The following is a 12,125-nucleotide window of genomic DNA, read 5'->3' as shown; positions in this document are numbered from 1 at the left end:
CTGCCCATCGTTGAACGGCAAGCGGGAAACCTACTTGGGCCAGGAGTCGATGCCCGAGGAGCAGGCCAGGCAACAGGGACTCACAGCCTGTCAGCACTGCAAGAGGTAGCTGCCCCCGTAGCACGAAGATCAGCGTAAGCCAGCCCAAAGTCCACCAGAGTCAGTCGACTTGAGCACTCGCTGAAACCAGTTCTAGTTATAGTGGGCGGTGGCCGTGGGCGGTGTGGTGGGCGGAGGGCGGATGACGAAGACGTTCGAGCACGGCGGCGGTGTGTGGTCGATAGCGGTGCCGATTCCGGACAACCCCCTCGGCCACACGCTGGTGTATGCGGTCGGCACCGACCGCGGCCCGGTGCTGATCGACACCGGATGGGACGACCCGGCGTCCTGGGACACCCTGGTGGCGGGCCTGGCGGCGCTGGGCGTCCCGGTCGCGGAGGTGTACGGGGTCGTCATCACCCACCACCACCCCGACCACCACGGACTGTCGGGACAGGTGCGGGAGGTCTCCGGCGCGTGGGTCGCGATGCACGAGGCCGACGCGGCGATCGTCCGCCGTACGCGGGGGACCCGCCCCGAGCGCTGGTACACGTACATGGCCGCCAAGCTCACGGCCGCCGGAGCACCGGAAGAGCACGTGGCCCCGCTTCGGACCGCCCACCGCCGGACCCTGCCGGGTCTCTCCCCCGCCCTTCCCGACCGGGAGATCGTGCCCGGTGAGCTCCTCGACCTACCCGGCCGCCGCCTGCGCGCCCTGTGGACGCCGGGCCACACGCCGGGCCACGTCTGCCTGCACCTGGAAGAGGACCACCCGGCCCGGCTCCCCGGCCGCGGCCGGCTCTTCTCCGGGGACCATCTGCTCCCGGAGATCACCCCGCACATCGGTCTGTACGAGGACCCCGACGACGCCACCGTCACGGACCCGCTGGGCGACTACCTGGCCTCGCTGGAGCGGGTCGGCGAGCTCGCCCCGGCCGAGGTTCTCCCCGCCCATCAGTACGCCTTCCCCGACGCGCCCTCCCGCGTACGGCAGTTGCTCGCGCACCACGAGGAGCGGCTCGCCGGACTGCTCACCCTCCTCGCCGAGCCGCTCACGCCCTGGCAGGTGGCCGAGCGCATGGAGTGGAACCGTCCTTGGGACCAGATCCCGTACGGATCGAGGAACATCGCGGTCTCCGAGGCGGAGGCCCACCTGCGGCGGCTGGTGAAGCAGGGACGGGCGGAGGCTGTGGCGGGGAGTGAGCCGGTGGCGTACGTGGCGGTCTGATTTCGGTCGTCCGGTCGAGGGCGCTGATGGTAGACAGGCCCATGGGCCCTTTGGAGATCCTCCTCGCCGAGCGCGCCTGCGAGCGCGTCATCCACACCTTCGTCCACCGTCTCGACCTCGGTGAACCCGCTTCCGTCGCCGAGCTGTTCACCGAGGACGGCAGCTGGGAGTGGCCCCCGCCCGGGGACGGGCGGCGGTCCGTGGGCCGTCAGGCGCTGCGGGAGTACTTCGGCTCACGGCCCGCCGACCGGCTCTCCCGCCGGCTGATGTCGAACGTCCTCGTCACCGTCACCTCCCCGGACACCGCGACCGGCGTCTCGTACTTCTCGACGTACCGGGTCGACGGGCACACCGGCGGCATCGTCCCGGCCGGGCCTCCGGTCCAGGTCGGCAACTACGAGGACACCTTCCGCAGGGTCGGGGGCGAGTGGCTGCTGGAGCGCCGGGTCCTCGTGCTGTCCTTCGGGGGTCCGACGCCCCGGGCGGTCGGCTGAACCGGCCGCCTGGTCCGAGACCCTGGCGGCACCGGTGTCCGCGTCCGCATCCGCCACCGCGTCATGCGCGGGGCGCGCATGACCAGGCTCCGGACCCGTCGTTCCTGAGCCCTGTTCAGGCCCGGTAGATCCCCTCGGGATCATCGTTGGCCCATGCGGCGTACTCCTCGAAGCCCAGATTGCCGATGCTCAGGTTGGCATGGACGTCGTGGACCCCTGCGGGAACGGTGCGGAACTCACGGCCGAACTCGGTCAGTTGCTCGTAGTCCTCCTCGTCCACGCACTCCTCCGGCGTCAGCGTGGTGACCGCCAGCAACGCCTGGGTCTCGGCCCGCATGGTCGTCCCGTCAGCGACGAAGACCACGGGCAGGTTCTCGTCGGCGCGGACCGCGTCCAGCACCTCGTCAACGGTCGCACCTGCCCAGGCCGGATCGTCCACGAGGTGGACGCTTGCCTCGGGGGGCCTGTCTCCCGAGGGTCGTGTCAGCGCCGCCGTCACGTCCCGCCAGGCCTGGTCGTCGTGGTAGTCGGTCCTGACGACCAGGGCGTCGAACTCGTCACGGCCGGTGACGGCGGGCAACGCTCTCATACGCCCTTCTCCTCAGTGCGCGACGGGTGAACAGCCGAGCGGCATCCGGGGGCGTCAACGGCCGAACGCTCGCACCAACTCCTCAGCGTCCCCCAGGAGTTCCACCTCACGCGCGCTCATGGTCGGGTTGGCCGCGCGGCGTCGCCGCGCCTCCGTCAGGCCCGGCTCGGTGAGCCCGGACGGGTCGGCGAGCAGCGCGGCCAGCATGGCGCGGGCCGGCTCGGCGAGCAATTCGTCGCCGACGGCGACCTGGGCGAGGATCACCGCGGACATGCCCCAGTCGAGGCCGGGCGGGCCGTCCTCGGCGTTGGTCCAGTCGATCACCCGGGGGCCGTCCGGGGTGAGCATCACGTTGTCGGGGTGCAGGTCCAGGTGCAGGACGCGGGTGCCCGGGTCGGCCGCGTCCCGGCCGGGAACGGCGTGCAGCCGCCGCAGCAGCGCGGCGAGTTCGGTCCCGGCCTCCGCCGCGCCCAGCGAGCCGTCCAGGAGGGCGGCCAGCATCGTGGGCCCGGACAGCCGCTCCATCACCAGGTCGGTGCGGGAGCCGGACGGCCGGACGCGGGGCACCGGGTAGCCGTGCTCGCGCACGTACGTCATCACCCCCGCCTCGGCGGCCGCGTCGCCCCAGCCCTCCCGGTCGCGGCGCAGCACCCACGCCTCGTCGATCTCGTACACATCGGCCGACCGGCCCGAACCCAGCAGTCTCCCCGTTGACAGCATGGCGCGACCTTACCGACCGTGCCGGCCTCCCCGGCCCACAGGCTCCTCTCGGGCCTCGCCCACCGCCAGGTAGAGTGACCCGGTCGTCATCACACCCGTACGGGGGGAAGCCGGTGCAATTCCGGCGCTGACCCGCAACCGTGAGCCGCCGTCGGCGGTGAGCCGGACTCCCCCGTACGGACGTTGACCAACTCACGTGCGTCGGCGGCCCGCCGCGCGCACGGCACCGTCGAGGTCTACGGAGCCGAGCCGCCCGGGGTGTCCCGTGCTGCCCGCGCTCCCCAGGGAGAGGCAGCAACCGCCCATGAACGTCCGCCGCAGCGCCGCGGCCATCGCCGCCGTCGGTGTCATGGCCGCAGCCGCGCCCGCCACGGCCGCGTCGCCGTCGCCCTCCCCGTCGAGTGCGCGCCCGAAGGGGCTGTACGGCAGCACGGACCCCAAGTACGACGGCGTGTGGCGGCAGTCCCTCGCGCTGCTCGCCCAGCGCACGGTCGGCGTCCGGCCCGCCGCCGAGGCCGTCGACTGGCTGGTCGGGCAGCAGTGCGCCGACGGAGGCTTCGCCACCTACCGTCCGGATCCCGCCAAGTCGTGCGAGGCGACCAAGGCTCAGGCCGACACCAACAGCACGGCCGCCGCCGTCCAGGCCCTGCACGCGCTCGGCGGGCACGGCGGCGAGGTCCAAAGGGCCGTCGTCTGGCTGAAGAAGACGCAGAACAAGGACGGCGGCTGGCCCTACGCGCCGGGCTCGCCCAGCGACACCAACTCCACCTCCGTCGTCGTCGGCGCGCTCGCGGCGGCCGGCGAGGACCCTCTGCAGCCGCGCACCGGGGGCAGCACGCCGGCCGAACTGCTCGCCAAGTGGTCCATCCCCTGCGACGAGGACGGCGGCGGCGCCCTCGCCTACCAGCCGGACAAGAAGGGCAGGTTGTCGGCCAACGCGGACGCGACGGCGGCCGGCGTGCTGGGCGCGCTCGGCAAGGGCTTCGCGACGGAGGCCGGGAAGGCGCCGGAGGAGGGCTACGTCTGCGCCAACTCGGACAAGCCGCTGACCCCGCCGGAGACAGCCCGCAACGGCGCCGCGTACCTGTCGGACCAGACGCACGACACCGGCCACCTCACCTCCAGCCTCCCCGGCGCCAAGCCACAGCCCGACTACGGCAACACCGCCGACGCGGTCGTCGCCCTGGCCGCACAGGGCTGGACGAGGCAGGCGCGCAAGCCCTACGCCTGGTTGGAGAAGAACGCCGCGCAGTGGGCGAAGCAGTCCGGTCCCGCCGCCTACGCCGAGCTGATCCTCGCCGCGCACGCGATGGGCGCCGACCCGCGCGACTTCGGCGGTACGGACCTGGTGCGGGCGCTCGACGCGACGGGACCGGCGCCGCAGACGGCGAAGGCACGGACGACCGGTGGCGAGACCAAGCCGGCGAAGCACGACTCGGGCACCAGCCTGTGGTGGATCGTCGGCACCGGCCTCGTCGCGGGCATCGGCATCGGCTTCCTGCTCAGCGGCCGCAAGAGGAAGCAGGGGCTGTGACCGGCGTCCGCCGTGCCGGGGCGCTGCTCCTGGCCGCCCTCCTGTGCGTGGCGTCGGCGGGGCAGGCCCGGGCCACCGGCTACCGCTACTGGTCCTTCTGGGAGCGCACCGGCGACCACTGGACGTACGCCACGCAGGGCCCGTCGACCGCGCGTCCCGCCGACGGCGACGTGCAGGGCTTCCGGTTCGCGGTGAGCGAGGACTCCGCCTCCGCGCGGCGTCCGCGCGGCACCGCGGACTTCGACGCGATCTGCGGCAAGTCGCCCGCCCGGCCGGGCAAGAAGCGCATCGCCCTGGTCCTGGACTTCGGCACGTCCTCCGACGCCCCCTCCGGCCAGACCCCGCCGGCCCGCCGGACGGTCTGCGCGGCGGTCTCCGCCGACGGGACGACGGCGGACGCGCTGGCCGCCGCGGCCGGACCGCTGCGGTACGACGCGAACGCGCTGCTGTGTGCGATCGCCGGGTATCCCCGCAAGGGGTGCGGGGAGCAGGTGACCGCCGGCAAGCCTGCCGGGAAATCCGCCGGGAAGCCGGCCGGGAGCACACCGCAGGAAGGCCCGTCGGTGGGTCTGCCGGTGGGCGTGGGCGTGGTCGTGCTGCTGGGCGTGGCGGCGATATGGCGGGCCAGGCGCCGTGGCCGCGCGTAGCGCACCCGCGCTGCACGCTGGTGCCTGGTGGCTCTGGGCGCTGGGCCTGGGCACGGCGGCGACCCGCACCACCAACCCCCTGCTCCTCGCGCTCCTCGTGGCGGCGTCCGGTTATGTGGTGGCCACCCACCGCGGCACCGCTCCCTGGGCCCGCTCCTACGGCGCCTTCGCCAGGCTCGCTCTCGCCGTCCTCGTCATCCGTCTGGTGTTCGCGGTGGCGCTCGGCTCCCCCGTTCCCGGCACGCACGTACTCGTCGGCCTCCCCGAAGTCCCGCTCCCGCACTGGGCGCAGGGCATCCGTCTGGGTGGCGAGGTCACCGCCGAGGGAGTTCTGTTCGCGGTGTACGACGGCCTGCGGCTGGCCACGCTGCTGATCTGCGTCGGCGCGGCGAACGCCCTGGCGAACCCGGCCCGCCTCCTCAAGTCCCTGCCCGGCGCGCTGTACGAGACGGGTGTGGCCGTGGTCGTCGCCCTCACCTTCGCGCCGAACCTGATCGCCGACGCCCAGCGGCTGCGTGCCGCCCGCCGGCTGCGCGGCCGACCGGACCGCGGCGTCCGGGGTCTGCTGCAGGTCGGACTGCCGGTGCTGGAGGGTGCGTTGGAGCGGTCCGTCGCGCTCGCCGCCGCGATGGACGCCCGCGGTTACGGCCGCAGCGCCGACGTCCCCGCCCGGATCCGCCGTACCACCGCCGCCCTCACCCTGGGCGGTCTGCTCGGCGTCTGCGCGGGCACGTACGGCCTGCTCACCGCCGAGGGCGGCACGTACGGGCTGCCGGTCCTGCCGGCCTCGGTCGCCCTGGCCCTCCTGGGCCTGCGCCTCGGAGGCCGCCGTACCCTGCGCACCCGTTACCGCCCGGACGCCTGGAACGCGCGGGCCTGGCTGGTCGCCGGGTCCGGCGCGGCCGTCGCCGCGCTGCTGGCCCTCGCCTCCGTACGGGCCCCCGACGCGCTGCACCCCGGTGTCGTACCACTGACCGCACCCGGGCTTCCGCTGTGGCCCGCGGCCGCGGTACTCCTGGCTCTGCTCCCCGCCTTCGTCGTTCCCGAGGAGTCGTCGTGATCCGTTTCGAGGATGTCTCCGTGACGTACGACGGGGCGGCCGAACCGGCCGTGCGGGGAGTGGACTTCGAGGTGCCGGAGGGCGAACTCGTGCTTCTCGTCGGCCCGTCGGGGGTGGGCAAGTCCACCGTGCTGGGGGCGGTCAGCGGGCTGGTCCCGCACTTCACCGGCGGCACCCTGCGCGGCCGGGTCACGGTCGCCGGCCGGGACACCCGTACCCACCGGCCGCGTGAACTCGCCGACGTGGTGGGCACGGTGGGCCAGGACCCGCTCGCGCACTTCGTGACGGACACCGTGGAGGACGAACTCGCCTACGGGATGGAGTCGTTGGGGCTCGCTCCGGAGGTGATGCGGCGCCGTGTCGAGGAGACCCTCGACCTGCTGGGCCTGGCCGGCCTGCGGGACCGGCCGATCGCCACGCTCTCCGGCGGCCAGCGGCAGCGGGTCGCCATCGGCTCGGTCCTCACCCCGCACCCCCGGGTGCTCGTGCTGGACGAGCCGACGTCGGCGCTCGACCCGGCCGCCGCGGAGGAGGTCCTCGCCGTCCTCCAGCGGCTCGTGCACGACCTCGGTACGACGGTGCTGATGGCGGAGCACCGGCTGGAACGCGTGGTCCAGTACGCCGACAAGGTCGCGCTGCTTCCCGCTCCTGGCGCCGCTCCCCTCCTGGGAACCCCGGCCGAGATGATGGCGGTGTCCCCGGTGTACCCGCCGGTCGTGGACCTGGGCCGACTGGCGGGCTGGTGCCCGCTGCCGCTGACGGTGCGGGACGCGCGACGGCGGGCGGACGGGCTGCGGGACCGGCTCACCGGGCGGGACACACCGACCGACGCGGCACCCACCCGCACGACACCACCCGACGTAACACCGACCGACGCGGCACCGGCCGCCACGGCCCCCGCTCCCCCGCCGCGCGCAGCCCGCCGCCTGTTCCGGCGTGCCCCCGAGCAGCCCGCGCCGCCCACGGCCGCCGAAGTCCGCTCCCTGACCGTCCGCCGGGCCGGCGTCGACGCGCTCCGGCACGTGGACCTCACCGTCGCCCCCGGCGAGACGGTCGCCCTCATGGGCCGCAACGGCGCCGGAAAGTCCACCCTCCTCTCCGCGCTGGTGGGCCTGGTCGCACCGTCCGCCGGATCGGTGCAGGTCGGCGGCGCCGTGCCGCACCGCACCCCGCCCCGCGAGCTGGTGCGCCGGGTCGGACTGGTCCCGCAGGAGCCACGGGACCTGCTGTACGCCGACACGGTCGGCGCGGAGTGCACGGCGGCCGACCGGGACGCGGGGGCCGCGCCGGGCACGTGCCGTGCGCTGGTGTCGGAGCTGCTGCCGGGCATCGGCGACGACACGCATCCCCGGGACCTCTCCGAGGGGCAGCGGCTGGCGCTCGCCCTGGCGGTCGTACTGGCCGCGCGCCCGCCGCTGCTCCTGCTGGACGAGCCGACCCGGGGTCTGGACTACGCGGCGAAGGCACGCCTGGTCACGGTGGTGCGGGGCCTGGCTGCCGACGGGCACGCGATCGTCCTGGCCACGCACGACGTGGAGCTGGCGGCCGAGATCGCCCACCGGGTCGTGCTGCTCGCCGACGGCGAGGTGATCGCCGACGGACCGACGGCCGGCATCGTCGTGTCGTCCCCGTCCTTCGCACCCCAGGTCACCAAGATCCTGGCCCCGCAGTCGTGGCTCACGGTCGCCCAGGTCCGCGAGGCGCTCGCATGACGCGTCGGCCCCGCCCCGTCCGCCCCGTCCGCCTCGGCCCGCGCTCGCTGGCCGCGCTCGTCCTGGTCGGCGCGATCGGTGTCGTCGCCTTCGGCTGGCCCTTCCTGGCTCCGCCCGGCTCCCAGCTCGGCGCCCACGCGCAGGACGCGCCCTGGCTCTTCGCGGGACTGCTCCTGCTTCTCGTCGCCGTCGTGGCCGCGACGATCTCCGAGTCGGGGCTCGGGCCGAAGGCGGTGGCCATGCTCGGGGTGCTGGCCGCGACCGGTGCGGCGCTGCGGCCGGTCGGCGCGGGCACCGCCGGTATCGAGCCGATGTTCTTCCTCATGGTGCTCAGCGGGCGTGTCCTCGGCCCGGGCTTCGGGTTCGTGCTCGGTTCGGTCACCATGTTCGCGTCCGCACTACTCACGGGCGGGGTGGGGCCGTGGATGCCGTTCCAGATGCTCGCCATGGGGTGGTTCACGATGGGCGCGGGCCTGCTCCCCGGCCCCGACCGGCTGCGTGGCCGGGCGGAGCCGGTGCTGCTGGCCGCGTACGGATTCCTGGCCGCCTTCGCCTACGGCACGGTGATGAACCTGGCGGGCTGGCCCTTCATGGGTGCCCTGGCCTCGGGCATCGCCTTCGACCCGCACGCGGCGCTCCCGGCGAACCTGGCCCGCTTCCTCGCGTACTGCCTGGCCACCTCCCTCGGCTGGGACCTGGGCCGGGCGGTCTGCACGGTCGTCCTGACCCTGACGCTCGGGCCGACGCTTCTCAGGGCGCTGCGCCGGGCCACCCGCCGGGCGGCCTTCGAGACGGCCGTCACCTTCGAGCCACCCGCCACGTGACCACTCGTACGCGGCCCGTCAGGACCGCGGTGAAGCGCCCCACATGACGCACGTCACCTACGAGGCGACACCGTAGCGCGACTTGTCCGATATGTCGGCACCCGCACCCCCTCGGACCTGCGCTTCGAGAGCCGGCTCACATCCGAGACTTTCCCCTCGCATCCGGCCACAACTAGTAAAGGGGGCGATTGCGGACATCTCTTCCGCCTGTTTCCGTGGAGCGGTCGCCAGGCGCCGACGAGCCCTCGCAGCCCTGTCCCCGTACGAAGAGGTTTTCCGTGTCCGTCTCTGTCATCCGTCGCATCGCTTCCCCCAAGAAGGCCCTCACCTCCGCCGCCGTGGCCGCCGCCACCGCCGGCATGGTGCTGGCCTCGGCCCCGGCGCACGCCGCGAACACCACGGCGCCCGCGCAGGCCCAGGCGATCGCGCACAAGATGATCCCGGACGCCGCCCAGTTCACCGCGTTCAGCAAGATCGTCGAGCGGGAGAGCGGCTGGAACATCGCCGCCACCAACGCCTCCTCCGGCGCCTACGGCCTCGTCCAGGCCCTGCCGGGCTCGAAGATGGCCTCGGCCGGCTCGGACTGGAAGACCAACGCCGCCACCCAGATCAAGTGGGGCCTGGACTACATGAAGTCCCGCTACGGCAGCCCGGCCGCCGCCTGGAAGTTCTGGCAGGCCAACGGCTGGTACTGACCCGGCCAACCCGGTCCGGCAGCCGCGCGCACCCTACGTCCAACGACGGGCGGGGGTGCGCGCGGCTGTGCCACGTTTCCGGGCAGTCGTGGTGGACTGGGAGCCGCCCTGCCCGTCGCACCGACCGGAGAGCACATGACGGCGGAGAGCCGGAGAGAGGACAGCGAGAACCTCGACGACCCCGAGCGGCGCGGAGTGCGCCTGGTGGTCGTGCTGTTGGTGCTGACCGTGGTCAGCGGCCTGATCGACGCGGTGAGTTACCTCGGCCTCGGCCGGGTCTTCACGGCCAACATGACCGGCAACGTGGTGGTACTGGGCTTCGCCGCGGCCGGAGCGCCCGGCTTCTCCGTGGCGCACGCGGCGACATCCCTGACCTGCTACCTGGCGGGAGCCGTGGTGGGCGGCCGGGTCGCGGCGCGCCACGGCGGCGGCTCCCGCCGGACCTGGGCCCGGGTGATGCTCGGCGGCGAGGCGGTGCTGATGGGCGTCTCGGCGGCGGTCGCCTTCTTCGCGCCGTTCCGCACCGCGTACGCGCTGATCGCCCTCACCGCCTTCGCCATGGGCCTGCGCAACGCGACCGTCCGCAAGCTGGGCGTGCCCGACCTCACGACCACCGTCCTGACCATGACCCTCACCAGCCTGGCCTCCGACTCCCCCGTCGGCGACGGTTCGAGTCAGCGCCACCCGCGCCGCATCGCCGCCGTCGTCGCCATGGCCGTGGGCGCCGCACTGGGCGCCTCGCTGGTCCTCCATCACGGGCTGGGCGTGCCACTGCTGGTCGCGGCGCTGACGGCGGGGGTGCTGGCGGTGGTGACATCGGGGCGGGAGTAGGGCTGAGGCCCTCCGCTCCCGTCGCGCGTTCTACTGGGCGCTTGCCGTGGGACGGACGACGATCTCGTTGACGTCGACCTGCGGAGGCTGGGCAACGGCGTAGGCGATGGCCTCCGCGATGGCGGAGGCGGGGAGTGCCACGGCGCGGTAGGTCTTCATGGCCTCCCTCGCGGCAGGGTCGGAGATGCCGTCGGCGAGTTCGGACTCGGTGACGCCCGGGGAGACGAGGGTGACCCGGATGTCTCCGCCGGACTCCTGACGCAGTCCTTCGGAGATCGCGCGGACGGCGAACTTGGTGGCGCAGTAGACGGCGGCGGTGGGCGAGACCTCGTACGCCCCGACGGAGGCGATGTTCACGAAGTGGCCTCCGCCCTGAGCGCGCATCGCGGGCAGTGCGGCGGCGATGCCGTGCAGGACTCCCCGCACGTTGACGTCGATCATCCGGTGCCACTCGTCGGTCTTCAGCGCCTCCAGCGGCGAGAGCGGCATCACTCCGGCGTTGTTGACGAGCACGTCCACCCGGCCGTAGCGCTCGCGGGCGGTGGACACGAAGGCCCCGACGTCGTCGGCGTCCGTGACGTCCAGCCGCTGGAAGGCCGCGGTGCCGCCCGCGGTGGTGATCTCCTTGGCCAGCGCTTCGAGACGATCGGTGCGCCGCGCCCCCAGGAGCAGGCGGTGGCCGTCTGCGGCCAGTCGGCGGGCGGTCGCCTCTCCGATCCCGCTGCTCGCTCCGGTGACCGCCACGACCTTTGCTGCGTCTGTCATGCCCGTGTTTCCTCTCGGTGGAGCATGCCGACCGTCTGTCGGCCCGACCGAGTCTGTGCAGGCCGGAGACCGCCGACCAGGGTGTGTGCTGCCTGGGTGCACCACACCCAGGCAGCCGCCGCCGCTGCGGCCTAGCCTGTGGGCATGATCGCCAACCACCTGGGAGAGTTCCTGCGCGCACGTCGGGCGGGCCTGCGGCCGCAGGACGTCGGCATGGTGAGCTGCGGCGTGCGCCGGGTCAGCGGGCTGCGCCGTGAAGAGGTGGCCGTCCTGGCCGGGGTGAACGTGGATTACTACACCCGTCTGGAACAGGGGCGCGAACGCCACCCCTCGGCCCAGGTGCTCGACGCGCTCGGCCGCGCCCTGCGGTTGGACCCGGACGCCCAAGCGCATCTGCACCGGCTGGCGGGGTCGGCGCCGGGCAACCGGTTCACCCACACCACGGACCACGTCAGCCCCGCCCTGCGCCGACTGATGGACGGCTGCCCGGGCTCCCCCGCGTTCGTCGTCAACCGGACCTTGGACGTCCTGGCGGGCAACGCCCTGGCCGAGGCACTGCATTCACCGTTCGAGCAGGCGGACAACCTGGCCCGCATGACCTTCCTCGACCCGGCGGGCCGGCAGTTCTACACCCGGTGGGGCGACACGGCGCAGGCCACCGTGGGCCACCTGCGTCAGGCGGCCGGTCTCGATCCCGACGACCCCCGGCTGCGGGACGTCGTCCGCGCCCTCTGCGAACACAGCGCCGACTTCACCTGCTTGTGGAACGCCCACGCCGTACATGGCAAGACCCAGGACGCCAAGCACGTGCTCCACCCGGAGGTCGGTCCCCTGACGCTCACCTACCAGTCCTTCGACGTACGCGACGCTCCGGGCCAGCAACTCGTCGTCTACCAGGCCGAACCCGGCAGCCCCAGCGCCCAGGCCCTGAGCCTGCTCGGCTCCCTCCACGCCACCGCGAATCAGCCCGCCGTGTAGGCGCTCGTG

Annotated in this window: 13 protein-coding genes and 1 riboswitch; of the genes, 10 read left to right on the top strand and 3 right to left on the bottom strand. The window is 73.6% G+C overall.

Annotated elements, in window-relative coordinates:
- Nucleotides 1-241: 241 nt before the first annotated feature.
- Both ACFY0F_RS02905 and ACFY0F_RS02900 read left to right on the top strand, forming a co-directional pair.
- Nucleotides 242-1,267 carry an MBL fold metallo-hydrolase gene (locus tag ACFY0F_RS02905; RefSeq protein ID WP_388787904.1) on the top strand — a complete coding sequence of 342 codons (1,026 nt, stop codon included), beginning with the start codon at nt 242-244 and terminating at the stop codon, nt 1,265-1,267.
- 41 nt (nt 1,268-1,308) lie between these two features.
- Nucleotides 1,309-1,761 (top strand): nuclear transport factor 2 family protein, encoded by a 453-nt coding sequence (locus ACFY0F_RS02900; protein WP_388787901.1) that lies wholly within the window; start codon nt 1,309-1,311, stop codon nt 1,759-1,761.
- 115 nt (nt 1,762-1,876) lie between these two features.
- Here the strand turns inward: ACFY0F_RS02900 and ACFY0F_RS02895 are convergent, their stop codons facing one another.
- Together ACFY0F_RS02895 and ACFY0F_RS02890 are read right to left on the bottom strand one after the other, a co-directional pair.
- A complete protein-coding gene (locus tag ACFY0F_RS02895) occupies nt 1,877-2,350 on the bottom strand; it encodes a DUF6924 domain-containing protein (RefSeq protein WP_388787899.1) in 474 nt (157 codons plus the stop codon).
- A gap of 54 nt (nt 2,351-2,404) precedes the next feature.
- Nucleotides 2,405-3,070: a phosphotransferase gene (locus ACFY0F_RS02890; protein ID WP_388787896.1), complete on the bottom strand. Its 666-nt coding sequence runs from the start codon at nt 3,068-3,070 to the stop codon at nt 2,405-2,407.
- A gap of 62 nt (nt 3,071-3,132) precedes the next feature.
- A riboswitch (cobalamin riboswitch) is annotated at nt 3,133-3,263 on the top strand.
- Nucleotides 3,264-3,374: 111 nt separating this feature from the next.
- On the opposite strand from ACFY0F_RS02890, the gene ACFY0F_RS02885 reads away from it, so the two are divergent.
- From ACFY0F_RS02885 to ACFY0F_RS02855, 7 genes are all read left to right on the top strand, one after another.
- Complete coding sequence (locus tag ACFY0F_RS02885) at nt 3,375-4,604, top strand: prenyltransferase/squalene oxidase repeat-containing protein (protein ID WP_388787893.1); 1,230 nt, start codon at nt 3,375-3,377, stop codon at nt 4,602-4,604.
- On the top strand, nt 4,601-5,251 hold the full coding sequence (locus ACFY0F_RS02880) for an SCO2322 family protein (protein ID WP_388787891.1): 651 nt from the start codon (nt 4,601-4,603) through the stop codon (nt 5,249-5,251). The genes ACFY0F_RS02885 and ACFY0F_RS02880 overlap by 4 nt, the downstream gene beginning before the upstream one ends.
- On the top strand, nt 5,238-6,311 hold the full coding sequence (locus tag ACFY0F_RS02875) for a CbiQ family ECF transporter T component (protein ID WP_388787889.1): 1,074 nt from the start codon (nt 5,238-5,240) through the stop codon (nt 6,309-6,311). The genes ACFY0F_RS02880 and ACFY0F_RS02875 overlap by 14 nt, the downstream gene beginning before the upstream one ends.
- Complete coding sequence (locus ACFY0F_RS02870) at nt 6,308-8,023, top strand: ABC transporter ATP-binding protein (protein WP_388787886.1); 1,716 nt, start codon at nt 6,308-6,310, stop codon at nt 8,021-8,023. Before ACFY0F_RS02875 ends, ACFY0F_RS02870 begins: the two co-directional genes overlap by 4 nt.
- The gene (locus tag ACFY0F_RS02865; RefSeq protein WP_388787884.1) at nt 8,020-8,847 is read left to right on the top strand and encodes an ECF transporter S component; all 828 of its coding nucleotides are present in this window, start codon (nt 8,020-8,022) and stop codon (nt 8,845-8,847) included. Before ACFY0F_RS02870 ends, ACFY0F_RS02865 begins: the two co-directional genes overlap by 4 nt.
- A gap of 278 nt (nt 8,848-9,125) precedes the next feature.
- On the top strand, nt 9,126-9,542 hold the full coding sequence (locus ACFY0F_RS02860; protein ID WP_388787881.1) for a lytic transglycosylase domain-containing protein: 417 nt from the start codon (nt 9,126-9,128) through the stop codon (nt 9,540-9,542).
- A 135-nt stretch (nt 9,543-9,677) separates the two neighbouring features.
- Entirely contained in the window at nt 9,678-10,373 is a 696-nt protein-coding gene (locus tag ACFY0F_RS02855) for a YoaK family protein (RefSeq protein ID WP_388787879.1), read from the top strand.
- Nucleotides 10,374-10,403: 30 nt separating this feature from the next.
- Here the strand turns inward: ACFY0F_RS02855 and ACFY0F_RS02850 are convergent, their stop codons facing one another.
- Complete coding sequence (locus ACFY0F_RS02850) at nt 10,404-11,138, bottom strand: SDR family oxidoreductase (RefSeq protein ID WP_388787876.1); 735 nt, start codon at nt 11,136-11,138, stop codon at nt 10,404-10,406.
- 144 nt (nt 11,139-11,282) lie between these two features.
- Here ACFY0F_RS02850 and ACFY0F_RS02845 point away from each other — a divergent pair, with 144 nt between their 5' ends.
- Nucleotides 11,283-12,116 (top strand): helix-turn-helix transcriptional regulator, encoded by an 834-nt coding sequence (locus ACFY0F_RS02845; protein ID WP_388787874.1) that lies wholly within the window; start codon nt 11,283-11,285, stop codon nt 12,114-12,116.
- Nucleotides 12,117-12,125 lie beyond the last annotated feature (9 nt).

This window comes from Streptomyces sp. NPDC001544 (genome assembly GCF_042894285.1).
Lineage (GTDB): Bacteria > Actinomycetota > Actinomycetes > Streptomycetales > Streptomycetaceae > Streptomyces.
Note: the sequence above shows the minus strand (reverse complement) of the source record. Positions and strands in the feature narration are given on the sequence as shown.